The sequence below is a fragment of the Derxia lacustris genome (genome assembly GCF_002105195.1).
GTDB lineage: Bacteria > Pseudomonadota > Gammaproteobacteria > Burkholderiales > Burkholderiaceae_E > Derxia > Derxia lacustris.
Genome location: NZ_MUHU01000024.1, coordinates 18,253 through 31,582 on the forward strand (window position 1 = coordinate 18,253; position 13,330 = coordinate 31,582).

At 66.9% G+C, this 13,330-nt stretch carries 13 protein-coding genes and 1 tRNA gene; all 14 read left to right on the plus strand.

What is annotated here, in order from left to right; all coding sequences use genetic code 11:
- Nucleotides 1–174 precede the first annotated feature (174 nt).
- The 14 genes from thrS (at nucleotide 175) to rlmD (ending at nucleotide 13,324) form a co-directional block, all read left to right on the plus strand.
- The gene (gene thrS / locus B9P64_RS15860; protein ID WP_085315031.1) at nucleotides 175–2,082 is read left to right on the plus strand and encodes a threonine--tRNA ligase; all 1,908 of its coding nucleotides are present in this window, start codon (nucleotides 175–177) and stop codon (nucleotides 2,080–2,082) included.
- Nucleotides 2,083–2,175: 93 nt separating this feature from the next.
- Nucleotides 2,176–2,706: a translation initiation factor IF-3 gene (gene infC / locus B9P64_RS15865; protein WP_085315032.1), complete on the plus strand. Its 531-nt coding sequence runs from the start codon at nucleotides 2,176–2,178 to the stop codon at nucleotides 2,704–2,706.
- A 137-nt stretch (nucleotides 2,707–2,843) separates the two neighbouring features.
- Nucleotides 2,844–3,041: a 50S ribosomal protein L35 gene (gene rpmI, locus B9P64_RS15870; protein ID WP_085315033.1), complete on the plus strand. Its 198-nt coding sequence runs from the start codon at nucleotides 2,844–2,846 to the stop codon at nucleotides 3,039–3,041.
- Between the two features lie 32 nt (nucleotides 3,042–3,073).
- Complete coding sequence (rplT, locus tag B9P64_RS15875) at nucleotides 3,074–3,430, plus strand: 50S ribosomal protein L20 (RefSeq protein WP_085315034.1); 357 nt, start codon at nucleotides 3,074–3,076, stop codon at nucleotides 3,428–3,430.
- A 145-nt stretch (nucleotides 3,431–3,575) separates the two neighbouring features.
- Nucleotides 3,576–4,628, plus strand: coding sequence for a phenylalanine--tRNA ligase subunit alpha (gene pheS, locus B9P64_RS15880; RefSeq protein WP_085315035.1), 1,053 nt, complete (start codon nucleotides 3,576–3,578; stop codon nucleotides 4,626–4,628).
- 39 nt (nucleotides 4,629–4,667) lie between these two features.
- Nucleotides 4,668–7,097 carry a phenylalanine--tRNA ligase subunit beta gene (pheT, locus tag B9P64_RS15885; protein WP_085315036.1) on the plus strand — a complete coding sequence of 810 codons (2,430 nt, stop codon included), beginning with the start codon at nucleotides 4,668–4,670 and terminating at the stop codon, nucleotides 7,095–7,097.
- A 63-nt stretch (nucleotides 7,098–7,160) separates the two neighbouring features.
- On the plus strand, nucleotides 7,161–7,613 hold the full coding sequence (locus B9P64_RS28110; protein WP_235839887.1) for an integration host factor subunit alpha: 453 nt from the start codon (nucleotides 7,161–7,163) through the stop codon (nucleotides 7,611–7,613).
- 56 nt (nucleotides 7,614–7,669) lie between these two features.
- Entirely contained in the window at nucleotides 7,670–8,068 is a 399-nt protein-coding gene (locus B9P64_RS15895; RefSeq protein WP_235839888.1) for a MerR family transcriptional regulator, read from the plus strand.
- Nucleotides 8,069–8,107: 39 nt separating this feature from the next.
- Nucleotides 8,108–8,184 (plus strand) — tRNA-Pro (locus tag B9P64_RS15900).
- A gap of 190 nt (nucleotides 8,185–8,374) precedes the next feature.
- On the plus strand, nucleotides 8,375–9,115 hold the full coding sequence (gene surE, locus B9P64_RS15905) for a 5'/3'-nucleotidase SurE (protein WP_176256717.1): 741 nt from the start codon (nucleotides 8,375–8,377) through the stop codon (nucleotides 9,113–9,115).
- Nucleotides 9,112–10,068 (plus strand): protein-L-isoaspartate(D-aspartate) O-methyltransferase, encoded by a 957-nt coding sequence (locus B9P64_RS15910; RefSeq protein ID WP_085315040.1) that lies wholly within the window; start codon nucleotides 9,112–9,114, stop codon nucleotides 10,066–10,068. The genes surE and B9P64_RS15910 overlap by 4 nt, the downstream gene beginning before the upstream one ends.
- A 4-nt stretch (nucleotides 10,069–10,072) precedes the next feature.
- Nucleotides 10,073–11,023 carry a peptidoglycan DD-metalloendopeptidase family protein gene (locus B9P64_RS15915; protein WP_085315041.1) on the plus strand — a complete coding sequence of 317 codons (951 nt, stop codon included), beginning with the start codon at nucleotides 10,073–10,075 and terminating at the stop codon, nucleotides 11,021–11,023.
- A gap of 34 nt (nucleotides 11,024–11,057) precedes the next feature.
- The gene (locus tag B9P64_RS15920; RefSeq protein WP_085315042.1) at nucleotides 11,058–11,849 is read left to right on the plus strand and encodes a 3'-5' exonuclease; all 792 of its coding nucleotides are present in this window, start codon (nucleotides 11,058–11,060) and stop codon (nucleotides 11,847–11,849) included.
- Complete coding sequence (rlmD, locus tag B9P64_RS15925; protein ID WP_085315043.1) at nucleotides 11,840–13,324, plus strand: 23S rRNA (uracil(1939)-C(5))-methyltransferase RlmD; 1,485 nt, start codon at nucleotides 11,840–11,842, stop codon at nucleotides 13,322–13,324. The genes B9P64_RS15920 and rlmD overlap by 10 nt, the downstream gene beginning before the upstream one ends.
- Nucleotides 13,325–13,330: the final 6 nt, after the last annotated feature.

Here is a 13,330-nt window from a genome sequence, read left to right on the forward strand (position 1 = left end):
ACGAGAAAGGCAGCACGGGTTATGACACCGCGAACTTTCAGCTCCAAGATTTCCCGTCAGGTCTGAAGCTTTCACTGCATCAAAGATAAAGCGCGGCCTGGTCCGCGCTTTTTTCTTGTCTGCTCGCAGCAGAACATCGTCGGCGCGGCCAGGTCCTCACCCAGAGGTCTGCACATGGTCGCAATCACGCTCCCCGACGGTTCCCGTCGCGAATTCGAAGGTCCGGTCACGGTCGCGCAGGTTGCGCAGTCGATCGGCACCGGGCTCGCCAAGGCGGCGCTCGCCGGTCGTGTCGATGGCAAGCTCGTCGACACCAGCCATCTGATCGACGCCGATGCGCAGCTCGCGATCGTCACCGACAAGGACGCCGACGGTCTCGAAGTCATCCGTCACAGCACGGCCCACCTGCTGGCCTATGCCGTGAAGGAGCTGTATCCCGACGCCCAGGTCACGATCGGCCCGGTGATCGACAACGGCTTCTATTACGACTTCTCGTACAAGCGCCCCTTTACGCCCGAAGACCTCGCCGCCATCGAGGCGCGCATGGCCGAACTCGTGCGCAAGGACGAGCCGGTCACGCGCCGCGTGCTGCCGCGGGATGAGGCTGTTGCGTACTTCAAGGGCATCGGCGAGGCCTACAAGGCCGAGATCATCGAGAGCATTCCGGCCGATCAGGACGTGTCGCTTTACACCGAAGGCGGTTTCACCGACCTGTGTCGCGGCCCGCATGTGCCGAGCACCGGCAAGCTCAAGGTCTTCAAGCTGATGAAGGTGGCCGGCGCCTACTGGCGTGGCGACAGCAAGAACGAGATGCTCCAGCGCATCTACGGCACGGCCTGGGCCAAGAAGGAAGATCAGGCCGCCTACCTGCACATGCTCGAAGAGGCCGAGAAGCGCGATCACCGTCGCCTCGGCCGCGAGCTCGATCTCTTCCACATGCAGGAAGAGGCGCCGGGCCTCGTGTTCTGGCATCCCAAGGGCTGGACGCTGTGGCAGCAGGTCGAGCAGTACATGCGCGCGGTCTATCGCGACAATGGCTACCAGGAAGTCAAGGCGCCGCAAATCCTCGACAAGTCGCTCTGGGAAAAGACCGGTCACTGGGACAAGTACCGCGAGAACATGTTCACGACCGAGAGCGAGAGCCGCGACTACGCGCTCAAGCCGATGAACTGCCCGGGTCACATCCAGATCTACAAGAGCAGCCTGCATTCCTACCGCGACCTGCCGCTGCGCTACGGCGAGTTCGGCCAGTGCCATCGCAACGAGCCCAGCGGCGGCCTGCACGGGATCATGCGGGTGCGCGGCTTCACGCAGGACGATGGCCACATTTTCTGCACCGAGGACCAGATCCTCGACGAATGCGTGGCCTTCACGACGCTGCTGCAGAAGGTGTATGCCGACTTCGGCTTCAGCGACATCATCTTCAAGATCGCGACCCGCCCCGAGAAGCGCATCGGCGCCGACGAGCTGTGGGACAAGGCTGAGGCGGCGCTGATGGAATCGCTGCGGCGCTCGGGCCACGCGTTTGAAGTCGCGCCGGGCGAGGGCGCCTTCTACGGCCCGAAGATCGAGTTCACGCTCAAGGATGCGATCGGTCGGCACTGGCAGTGCGGGACGATCCAGGTCGACTTCTTCATGCCCGAGCGGCTTGGCGCCGAGTACGTCGCCGAGGACAACACGCGCAAGCTGCCGGTGATGCTGCACCGCGCCATCGTCGGTTCACTGGAGCGTTTCATCGGCATCCTCATCGAAAACCACGCCGGTGCGATGCCCGTCTGGCTGGCTCCGGTGCAGGTCTGCGTGATGAATATTTCCGAGGCTCAGGCCGATTACGCCAAGGCCGTGGCACAAACACTGCAAAAACAAGGCTTTAGAGTCGAGGCCGATTTGCGTGGCGAAAAGATCAACTATAAAATCCGCGATCGCTCTTTGCAGAAGATTCCCTATCTGCTCGTCGTTGGTGACAAAGAGAAGGAATCGGACGCCGTAGCCGTGCGTGCGCGCGGTGGCAAGGATCTCGGTGTAATGCCGGTTTCCGCGATTGCGGAGCGTCTTGCGGCTGAAATTGCCGCCAAGGCCTGATTCTTCGACCACATGCGCATCCCGCGCGGTTTTTTGCTTTTCTGAAAGGAAGTACCCATCGCTACTTCGTTTGGCTCCCGCTACTCGCGTGAACTGCCGCAACGCGACAACAAGAACTCTCACCGCCTGAATCGCGAGATCACGGCGCCTGAGGTCCGTCTGGTCGGTGTCGATAGTGAACCGCTGGGCATTGTTCGCTTGCCCGACGCGTTGGCGAAGGCAGAGGAACTGGACGTCGATCTCGTCGAGATCGCCCCCACCGCGCAGCCGCCGGTGTGCCGCCTCATGGACTACGGCAAGTTCAAGTACCAGGAGCAGAAGAAGGCGCATGAGGCCAAGCTCAAGCAGCACATCATCCAGGTCAAGGAAGTCAAGTTCCGGCCGGGTACCGATGACGGCGACTATGGCGTCAAGCTGCGCAACCTTCAGCGCTTCCTTGAAGAAGGCGACAAGGCCAAGGTCACGTTGCGTTTCCGTGGTCGTGAAATGGCCCACCAAGACATCGGCATGCGCATGCTCGAAAAGCTGCGCAACGACCTCGAGGCAGTCGCTCAGGTCGAACAGATGCCCAAGCTCGAAGGACGCCAGATGATCATGATTCTGGGTCCCAAGAAGAAGAAGTAAGCCCGCAAGGGTCGGCGGCTGGTCCGCCCCATGTTTTTCGTGACTGGCGATTTGGCAATCGCCGTCCGCAACAAGCTGCGAATGGGTATCAAGCGCTTCGTCAGAAGCCACCGATCGCAGCAATCCAGGAGCTGTAAATGCCGAAGATGAAGACCAAGAAAAGCGCTGCGAAGCGCTTTGTGGTGCGCCCGGGCGGCACGGTCAAGCGTGGCCAAGCCTTCAAGCGCCACATCCTGACCAAGAAGACCACCAAGAACAAACGCCATCTGCGTGGGACCGAGGCCGTGCACGACACGAACCTCAAGTCGGTCCACGCAATGATGCCGTTCGCTTGATCGTCCCGGAATTCGAAGTCAGGAGTTAAACAATGCCTCGCGTCAAACGTGGTGTGACCGCTCGTGCGCGTCACAAGAAGGTTATCGATGCAGCCAAGGGTTACCGTGGCCGTCGCAAGAATGTCTATCGCATCGCCAAGCAGGCGGTCATGCGCGCCGGGCAATACGCCTATCGCGATCGCCGCAACAAGAAGCGCGTGTTCCGCGCGCTGTGGATCGCGCGTATCAACGCTGCGGTTCGTGAGCATGGCGTGACCTATAGCGTGTTCATCAACGGTCTGAACAAGACCGGCATCGCACTCGACCGCAAGGTCCTGTCCGACATGGCCATCACCGACAAGCCCGGCTTCGCCGCGCTGGTGGGCCAGGTGAAGGCCGTTCTGGCCTGATCGCCGTCCGGCCTTTCGGGCGTCATCGACGGGGCACAGGCTGACGCCTGCTGTCCCGTTTGCTTTTGTGCTCGCGCATGGCGCGGCGCGCATCCCGATTCCCCCAATTCGAAGACCGCGCATTGCGACGCGGACGACCCTGCACATGGACAATCTGGACAGCCTCGTGGCGGGCGCGACGGCGGATTTCGCCGCTGCCGCCGATCCGGCGTCGCTCGAAGACGCGAAGGCGCGATACCTCGGCAAGAGCGGTCGCATCACCGAACTGATGAAGTCGCTGGCCGCGCTGCCGCCGGAGCAGAAGCGCGAGGCGGGCGCGAAGATCAACGCGGCCAAGCAGGGCATCGAGGCGGCGCTGAATGCGCGACGCCAGGCGCTGGCCGATGCCCAGCTCGCGGCGCGACTCGCGTCGGAAGCCATCGACGTGACGCTGCCGGGCCGGGCGCGCGGCGCGGGCGTGATCCATCCGGTGATGCGCAGCTGGATGCGCATCGAGGAGATCTTTGCGTCGATCGGCTTCGACGTGGGCGACGGCCCGGAGATCGAGACCGACTGGTACAACTTCAGCGCGCTCAACAATCCCGAGAATCATCCGGCGCGGTCGATGCAGGACACCTTCTATGTCGACATGAAAGATGCCGACGGAAGGCTGCTTTGCCTGCGCACGCACACCTCGCCGATGCAGGTGCGCTATGCCCGCGCCCATGTGGCAAAGCACGCAGCCCAGGTGGCGTCGGGCGACATGCCCGAGATTCGCGTGATCGTGCCGGGCCGCACCTACCGCGTGGACAGCGACGCGACCCACTCGCCGATGTTTCACCAGTTCGAGGGCCTGTGGATCGGTCGCGACGTGAGCTTTGCCGACCTGAAGAGCGTCTACACCGCCTTCCTGCACGCCTTCTTCGAGCGCGACGACATCGTCGTGCGCTTCAGGCCCAGCTATTTCCCGTTCACCGAGCCCTCGGCCGAAGTGGACATGATGTTCGAGGACGGGCCGCTCAAGGGCCGCTGGCTGGAGATCGCCGGCTCGGGCCAGGTGCATCCGACGGTGGTGCGCAACTACGGGCTCGACCCCGAGCAGTACGTCGGCTTCGCCTTCGGCAGCGGCCTGGAGCGGCTGACGATGCTGCGCTATGGCGTCGAGGATCTGCGGCTGTTCTTCGAGGGCGATCTGCGCTTCCTCGAACAGTTCCGCTGACCCGCGGCCGTCCATCAGAACAATTCAGCGAGGCAAGACATGCAGTTTTCCGAATCCTGGTTGCGCAGTTTCGTGAACCCGTCGGTGACGACGGCCGAGCTGTCGCACCTGCTCACGATGGCCGGCCTCGAGGTCGAGGAAGAGCGCCGCGCGGCGCCGCCGTTCAGCAAGATCGTCGTGGGCGAAATCAAGACCATCGAGAAGCATCCCGATGCCGACAAGCTGCGCATCTGCCAGGTGGACGCCGGCACCGGCGCGCTGTTGCAGATCGTGTGCGGCGCGCCGAATGCGGCCGCCGGCCTGCGCGTGCCGGTCGCGCTCGTGGGCGCCGAACTGCCGCCCGGCGAGGACGGCAAGCCGTTCCGCATCAAGCTCGGCAAGCTGCGCGGCGTCGAGTCGCACGGCATGTTGTGCTCGGCGCGCGAGCTGGGGCTGTCGCAGGACCACGCGGGCTTGCTTGAGCTGGCCGGCGATGCGCCGGTGGGCGAGGACATCCGCGCCTACCTCGATCTCGACGACACGGTGTTCGTCATCAAGCTCACGCCCGACAAGGGCCATTGCCTGTCGGTGCTGGGCGTGGCGCGCGAAGTGGCCGCCATCACCGGCGCGCCGCTGACGCTGCCGGCCATCGCTGCGGTGCCGGCCAGCTTCGACGAGAAGCTGCATGTGCGCGTCGAGGCGGGCGATCTGTGCGGGCGCTTCTCGGGTCGCGTGATCCGCGGGCTCGATGCCAGGGCGCCGACGCCGGCCTGGATGAAGTCGCGGCTGGAGCGCGCCGGTCAGCGCAGCATTTCGGCGCTGGTCGACATCTCCAACTACGTGATGCTGGAGCTGGGGCGGCCGTCGCATGTGTTCGACCTCGGCAAGATTTCCGGCGGTCTGGTGGTGCGCTGGGCCCATGCCGGCGAGGAGCTGAAGCTGCTCAACGGGAACACCGTGTCGCTCGACGAGAGCGTGGGCGTGATCGCCGACGCGCATGCGGTCGAATCGCTCGCCGGCATCATGGGCGGCGACGCCACGGCGGTCTCGCTCGACACCGCCGACGTGTATGTGGAATGCGCGTTCTGGTGGCCCGACAGCATTCGCGGCCGCGCGCGCCGCTACAACTTCTCGACCGACGCCGGCCATCGCTTCGAGCGCGGCGTCGATGCGACGACCACCGTCGAGCACCTTGAGCGGCTGACGCAATTGCTGCTCGACATCTGCGGCACCGACGCCACCCGCATCGGCCCGGTCGACGATCACCAGATCGCGCTGCCCGAGCGCAAGCCGGTGCGCATGCGCGTCGCGCGCGCCGCCCGCATCCTCGGCGTGGCAGTGCCGGCCGAGCGTTGCGCCCAGGTGTTCGCGCAGCTCGGCTTCACCTTCACCGAGAGCGACGGCGTGTTCGAAGTCACGCCGCCCGGCGCGCGCTTCGACATCGAGATCGAGGAAGACCTGATCGAGGAAGTGGCGCGCATCGTCGGCTACGAGAGCATTCCGGTGCGGCCGCCGGTCGCGGCCCAGCGCATGCGTGCCCAGCCCGAGGCGCTGCGTCCGGCGCATGCGCTGCGCCGTGCGCTGGCCGGGCTCGGCTATGTCGAGACGGTGAACTACGCCTTCGTCGAGGAAGCCTGGGAGCGCGATTTCGCCGGCAATGCCGAGCCGATCCGGCTGCTCAATCCCATCGCCAGCCAGATGTCGGTGATGCGCTCGACGCTGCTCGGCAGCCTCGTGGGTGTGCTGCGCTACAACCTCAACCGGCGCGCCGAGCGGGTGGCGGTGTTCGAACTGGGCCGGGTGTTTGCGCGCGATGCGGGCGTGGCCGACAGCCTCACGTCGGTGGCGGGCATCGCCCAGCCGCTGCGCATCGGCGGGCTGGTGTACGGCGCGTCGGCGCCCGAGCAATGGGGTGTCGCGCAACGGCCGGTCGACTTCTTCGACATCAAGGCCGATGTCGAGGCGCTATGCGCCGGCGCCGGCGCGGTGGCTTTCGAGCGCGCCGAGCATGTGGCGCTGCATCCGGGGCGCGGCGCGCGCGTGCTGCTCGATGGCGTCGTCATCGGCTGGATCGGCGAGCTGCATCCCAGGCTTCAGCAGGCCTACGAACTGCCGGCCGCGCCCGTGGTCTTCGAGCTGGACGTGGCCGCGCTGCGCAGCCAGCCGCTGCCGAAGGCTGCGCTGCCGCCGCGTTTCCCGCCGGTCCGGCGCGACATCGCGGTGGTCGTCGATCAGGCGGTAAGTGCGTCCGCCGCGCTCGATTGCATGCGCAAAACCGTCGCGTCCGAGGGCTTCTCTGAGGTCGTCCGAGAGCTGGCGCTGTTCGACGAATATCGCGGTAAGGGCTTGTTATTAAACGAGAAAAGTCTTGCCTTCAAGGTGGTGTTGCAAGACAATTCCGAAACTTTGCGCGATGAGCGAATCGAGTCGGTGGTGGCTCGCATCGTGGCTGGCCTCGAAGCCGGCATCGGCGCCCGGCGACGGGCCTGACAGCGCAAGCAGCCCTGGCGCCACTCCCTTCCGCAGCCCCCGACTCCAGCAGATTCCCACGCCATGAAAGATGATCAGGACGCCATGAACGACGAGGTCATCCCCTTCGGTCGTCTTGCGGCGCTCGATGGCCGGACCAAGCCGCAGTCGGGGCTGGCAACGGGCGGGCGGCTGCCGCCGGCGTCGGCCGGCTTCAAGCTGGCGCCGCCCGCGCCGGTCGAGCCCGAGTCGATCACGCTGACCAAGGCCGAGCTCGCCGAGTTGCTGTTCGAGCGCGTCGGCCTCAACAAGCGCGAAGCCAAGGACATGGTCGAGATCTTCTTCGAGGAAATCGCCCGTGCGCTCGAAGCGGGCGAGGTCGTCAAGCTGTCGGGCTTCGGCAATTTCCAGCTGCGCGACAAGCCGCAGCGGCCCGGACGCAATCCCAAGACCGGCGAGGAAATCCCCATCACGGCGCGGCGGGTCGTCACCTTCCACGCCAGCCAGAAGCTCAAGCAACTCGTCGACAACGGATGACGGCCGACGCCGGTGCGCGCGATGCACACCGGCCGCCGTCGCAGCGGGAGGGTGTCTTGGATCGCCGTCCGAAATCGATCGAACAGACGCTGCTGCCGTCCATTCCGGCCAAGCGCTATTTCACGATCGGCGAAGTGAGCGAGCTGTGCGGCGTCAAGCCGCATGTGCTGCGCTACTGGGAGCAGGAGTTCACCCAGCTCAAGCCGGTCAAGCGACGCGGCAACCGGCGCTACTACCAGCATCACGAGGTGATGCTCATCCGGCGCATCCGCGAATTGCTGTACGAACAGGGCTTCACCATCGTCGGCGCGCGCAACCAGCTCGATGCGCAGCATGCCAACGACAGCGTTCCGGCCGATGAAGAATCGGCTGCCATCGCCGAGGTGCTGGATGTGGCGGCGTTGCGCGCGGAACTGTCGGCAATCCGCGACTTGCTCGAAATTGGCAAGAAGTGAGTGACAAGACGGATTTCGCTGCTAATATAGCGGGCTGTTCGGGGTGTAGCGCAGCCTGGTAGCGCACTTGCATGGGGTGCAAGGGGTCGCGAGTTCGAATCCCGCCACCCCGACCAGAAATATTCGATGAAGTCCGGCTCGCCGACATTCATCAAGACCGGGCAAGATGGCCGGGTTGCGAAAGCAGCCCGGCCGTTTTTGTTTGTGCGGCTCGCAGCTCTGCGAGCCGATCGGCGGCCTGATTGCGCCGCGCCGTCGTTAGTCCCAACCAAGAGCGGCTTGGCCGCATGCCATCGGATCTGCCTCATGCGCATCCTCGTCAGCAACGATGACGGTTACTCGGCGCCGGGTATCGAGGCGCTCGCGGCGGCGCTCGGGGCGTTTGCCGATGTCATCGTCGTGGCGCCTGATCGCAATCGCAGTGGCGCGTCGCATTCGCTCACGCTTGATCGGCCGCTGCGGCTGACCGAAACCTCGGCGCGCGTGCATCACGTCGACGGCACGCCGACCGACTGCGTGCATGTGGCGCTGACCGGCGGACTGCTCGATGCGCCGCCCGATCTGGTGGTTTCGGGCATCAACAACGGCGCCAATCTGGGCGACGACACGATGTATTCCGGCACGGTAGCGGCGGCGATGGAGGCTTATCTGTTCGGTCTGCCGGCGATCGCCTTCTCGCTCTGCACCCGGGATTGGGCCGGGCTCGACCGCGCGGCCGAGGTGGCGGCCCAGCTCGTTCGGCGCCAGTTGCGCCAGCCGCTGGCCGCACCGTTTCTGCTCAGCGTGAATTTCCCGCTCGCGGCCGATCTGGCCCGTTGCGAGGTGACCCGGCTTGGCAAGCGCCATTCATCCGAGCCGGTGCTGCGCGAGCGCGATGTGGACGGCCGGATCATGTTTCGCATCGGCGCGGTGGGCGGTGAGCGCGAGGCCGGGCCGGGCACCGACTTTCATGCGGTGGCGCAGGGCAGCGTGTCGATCACGCCGCTGCATCACGACCTTACGCACACGGCCCGGCTCGACGGCCTGCGCGACTGGCTGGGCGCATGAGCGATCGCAAGCCGCCCAAGTGGATTGCGCCGCTGCCGCCCGGTCATCACCTCGACGGTGTGGCGCCGCGCTACGGCATCGCGCAAAAGCTGATCGACAAGAGCGAGAAGCCGTCGACCCGCGCAGCGGCCGAGCCGGCGAGCCGGGCTCCCGCGCCGGCGCCGGTGCGTCCCGGCATCGCGCCGCCCGCGCGTCCGGCGCCGCCCACGCGGCCGGCCGGCCATCCGATCGCCCAGGCGTCTGCCGTGGGCATGGCGCCGCCGTTGGCGGCCCAGCGCCCGACCGGGCCGCGCGGCACCGGCGATTCGATGCAGGCGCGCCGCGAACGACTGGTGCGCGATCTGGCCGCGCGTGGCCTGCAGGACGCCGCCGTGCTCGGCGCGCTGCGCAGCATTCCGCGCGATGCCTTCGTCGATGCCGCGCTGGCCAGCCGTGCCTATGACGACAGCGCGTTGCCGATCGGCCATGAGCAGACCATCTCCCAACCCTTCACTGTCGGCCGCATGCTGGAGCTGATGCGCAACGGCCGCGCGCCGGCGCAGCGGCTGGAGCGGGTGCTGGAGGTGGGTACCGGCTGCGGCTATCAGGCGGCGGTGCTCGGGCAGCTGGCCGAGATGGTGTTTTCCATCGAGCGCATCCGTGCGCTGCACGAACTGGCGCGCACCCGGCTGCGGCCGCTGCGGCTGGCCAATGTGCGGCTGCATTTCGGCGATGGCCGTGTCGGTCTGCCGCATGAGGGGCCGTTCGACGGCATCGTCATCGCGGCGGCCGGTTTTGAACTCCCGCAGGCCCTGCTCGACCAGCTGCGCCTGGGCGGTCGACTGGTGGCGCCGGTGGCGCGCGGCGACGGTCGCCAGCGCCTCGTCGTCATCGACCGGACCGCCCGGAACGAGTGGCAGAGGGCCGAAGCCGATGACGTACACTTCGTGCCGCTTCGATCCGGCACGACCTAGAACGATGCCCAAATCCCTCCTCAGCCTGCCCCCGAAGTCCCGTCTCCGCCTGTCGTTCACGGCACTCCTGCTCGGCCTGCTGGCCGCCTGTTCCAGCCCGCAGCGCCAGGCGCCCATCGTCGATCGCTCGTCCGCTTCCGCATCTGCCGGCGCTGCCGCGACCGCCAGTTCGGGTTCGGCGCCGATCGTCAGCGCCGGTGGCGCAGCCGGCTATACCGGCGCGCCGCGCAGCTATGTGGTGCGCAAGGGCGACACGCTCTACAAGATCGCGGTCGAGCACGGCAAGGACTACCGCGACATCGCCGCGCTCAACCAGCTCGAAAGCCCGGATCGCATCATCGTCGGCCAGACGCTGCGCATCGATCCGGCCGAGGGCGCGAGCCCGGCCGCAGGCGTGCCGGCCGTGGCGACGCCGGTCGTCATTGGCGCGCCGCTCGAAAACCGGCCGCTCGGCGACGCCGCCAAGCCCGCGACCAGGCCGCCTGCCGACGCCGCGCCAGCCAAGCCGGCCGACACCGCCAAGCCGCCCGAAGCCGCCAAGCCCGCGCCCGCCACCGACGCACCCAAGCCCGCCGCCAGCGACGACGGCCCGATCACCTGGGCCTGGCCGACCGGCGGCCGCGTCATCGAAGGCTTCGACGAGGCGCGCAACAAGGGGCTCGACCTCGGCGGCGCCATCGGCGATCCGGTGCTCGCGGCCAGCGACGGCAAGGTCGTCTATGCCGGCAACGGTCTGCGCGGCTATGGCCAGCTGCTCATCGTCAAGCACAACGACAACTACCTCTCGGCCTACGCGCACAACAGCAAGCTCATCGCCCAGTACGGCGACAGCGTGAAGCGCGGCCAGAAGATCGCCGAGCTGGGCAACTCCGACAGCGACCGCCCCAAGCTGCATTTCGAAATCCGCCGTCAGGGCAAGCCGGTCGATCCGACCAGGTTCCTGCCCGCGCGCTGAGCGCGGGATTCACGGCCAAGGCAGGGGAGAGGGCATGACGCCGATACTCGTCTTCGACATCGAGACCATCCCCGACTGCGAAGGCCTGCGCCGCCTGCATGCCGGCGAGGAAGGCTGGGACGGCGACGATGCCGCCATCGCCGAACGCGCCTTCGCCGAGCAGCGCGAGAAGAACGGCAGCGACTTTCTGCGCCATCACCTGCACCGCATCTGCGCCATCAGCTGCGTGCTGCGCACCGACAAGAGCCTGCGCGTGCGTTCGCTCGGCAGCGTCGACAGCGACGAAGCCAGCCTCGTCGCAGAGTTCTTCGACATCATCGAGCGCTCCACGCCCCAACTCGTGAGCTGGAATGGCGGCGGCTTCGACCTGCCGGTACTGCATTACCGCGCGCTGGTGCACGGCATCGCCGCGCCGCGCTACTGGGACTGGGGCGACGACGACCGCGAGTTCAAGTGGAACAACTACCTGAGCCGCTATCACACGCGCCATCTCGACCTGATGGATGTGCTCGCGATGTTCGGCGGCCGCGCCAATGCGCCGCTCGACGATCTGGCCAAGCTCTGCGGCTTCCCCGGCAAGCTCGGCATGGACGGCGGCAAGGTCTGGGACAGCTACAGCGCCGGCGGCCTGCCCGGCATCCGCGCCTATTGCGAAACCGATGTGATGAACACCTGGCTCGTGTACTGCCGCTTCCGCCTGATGCGCGGCGAGCTGAACCGCGACGCCTATGACGCCGAAATCGCGCTGGCCCGCGACACCCTCGCCGCGCTGGCGCCGAAGGACGGCAACGAGCACTGGAAGGAATATCTGGAAGCATGGAAGTGACTGATTTCTCGACCGACGGCGCGCCGCAGGGCCACGTTGAATCCGGTCCCGAGGGCAGCGGCGCCGAGCCGACCGATGCGCTGAGCGCGCCGCTCGCCACCAGCCCGGCACCGAGCCTGCCGCCCGGCATCCTCGACATCGAATCGATCGACATCGACGCGCGCGGCGTGGGCCGGCTGCCGAGCGAGAACGGCACGTCGGGCGGCAAGGTCATCTTCGTCGACGGCGCCTTGCCCGGCGAGCGCGTGCGCTATCACAGCTACCGGCGCCGGCGCAGCTATGAATTCGCCAACACCACCGAGGTGCTGCGCGCCAGCGCGTCGCGGGTCAAGCCGCGCTGCCCGCATTTCGGCGATTGCGGTGGCTGCTCGATGCAGCATCTCGATCCGGCGGCCCAGCTCGCCATCAAGCAGCGGGTGCTCGAAGACAACTTCGCGCACATCGGCAAGCTGCGGCCCGAGCTGGTGCTGCGGCCGATCCAGGGGCCGGACTGGGGCTATCGCTTCCGCGCGCGGCTGTCGGTGCGCCATGTGGCCAAGAAGGGCGGCGTGCTGGTGGGTTTCCGCGAGCGCAAGTCGAGCTTCGTGGTCGACATGGGCGAATGCCATGTGCTGCCGCCGCATGTGTCGGCGCTGCTGCTGCCGCTGCGCGCGCTGGTCGACGGCCTGTCGCGGCCAGACCGCATGCCGCAGATCGAGTACGCCCAGGGCGCCGATGTGACCGTGCTGGTGTTCCGCGTCCTGGAGCAGCTCACGCCGGCCGACGAACAGCTGCTGCGCGCCTTCGCCGACGAGCACGGCGTGCAGATCTGGCTTCAGCCCAAGGGGCCGGACACGGTCCAGCCCTTCCATCCGCCGCAGGACGTGGCGCCGGCGCTCACCTATGCGCTGCCCGAGTTCGGCGTGGTCATGCCGTTCCGCCCGACCGATTTCACCCAGGTGAACCACCGCATCAACCGCGTGCTGGTGAGCCAGGCGCTGGCGCTGCTGGCGCCGCAACCGGGCGAGCGGCTGCTCGATCTGTTCTGCGGCATCGGCAATTTCACGCTGCCGCTGGCGCGGCGCGGTGGCGCGGTGCATGGCATCGAGGGTAGCGAGACGCTGGTGGCGCGAGCCGGCCAGAACGCCGTCTTCAACGGCATCGGCAATGCCACGTTCGCGGCGCGCAACCTGTTTGAAGTGACGCCCGACGAAGTGGCGAGCTGGGGCCATTTCGACCGCTGGCTCATCGACCCGCCGCGCGAAGGCGCATTGGCCGTGTCGCAGGCGCTCGCGGCGCTGGCCCAGCGTGGCGACCATGCCCTGCTGCCGAAGCGGATCGTCTATGTGAGCTGCAACCCGTCCACGCTCGCGCGCGACGCGGCGGTGCTGGTGCACGAAGGCGGGTTCAAGCTGGAGGCGGCGGGCGTGGTCAACATGTTCCCGCACACCTCGCATGTGGAGTCGATGGCGGTGTTCATCCCGCCATCGGCTTGAAGCGGC

Excerpts from the sequence above, each read along its gene's own strand:
- thrS (WP_085315031.1), top strand. The coding sequence starts at position 175 with ATGGTCGCAATCACGCTCCCCGACGGTTCCCGTCGCGAATTCGAAGGT.
- rpmI (WP_085315033.1), top strand. The coding sequence starts at position 2,844 with ATGCCGAAGATGAAGACCAAGAAAAGCGCTGCGAAGCGCTTTGTGGTG.
- rplT (WP_085315034.1), top strand. The coding sequence starts at position 3,074 with ATGCCTCGCGTCAAACGTGGTGTGACCGCTCGTGCGCGTCACAAGAAG.
- pheS (WP_085315035.1), top strand. The coding sequence starts at position 3,576 with ATGGACAATCTGGACAGCCTCGTGGCGGGCGCGACGGCGGATTTCGCC.
- pheT (WP_085315036.1), top strand. The coding sequence starts at position 4,668 with ATGCAGTTTTCCGAATCCTGGTTGCGCAGTTTCGTGAACCCGTCGGTG.
- B9P64_RS28110 (WP_235839887.1), top strand. The coding sequence starts at position 7,161 with ATGAAAGATGATCAGGACGCCATGAACGACGAGGTCATCCCCTTCGGT.
- surE (WP_176256717.1), top strand. The coding sequence starts at position 8,375 with ATGCGCATCCTCGTCAGCAACGATGACGGTTACTCGGCGCCGGGTATC.
- B9P64_RS15910 (WP_085315040.1), top strand. The coding sequence starts at position 9,112 with ATGAGCGATCGCAAGCCGCCCAAGTGGATTGCGCCGCTGCCGCCCGGT.
- B9P64_RS15915 (WP_085315041.1), top strand. The coding sequence starts at position 10,073 with ATGCCCAAATCCCTCCTCAGCCTGCCCCCGAAGTCCCGTCTCCGCCTG.
- B9P64_RS15920 (WP_085315042.1), top strand. The coding sequence starts at position 11,058 with ATGACGCCGATACTCGTCTTCGACATCGAGACCATCCCCGACTGCGAA.
- rlmD (WP_085315043.1), top strand. The coding sequence starts at position 11,840 with ATGGAAGTGACTGATTTCTCGACCGACGGCGCGCCGCAGGGCCACGTT.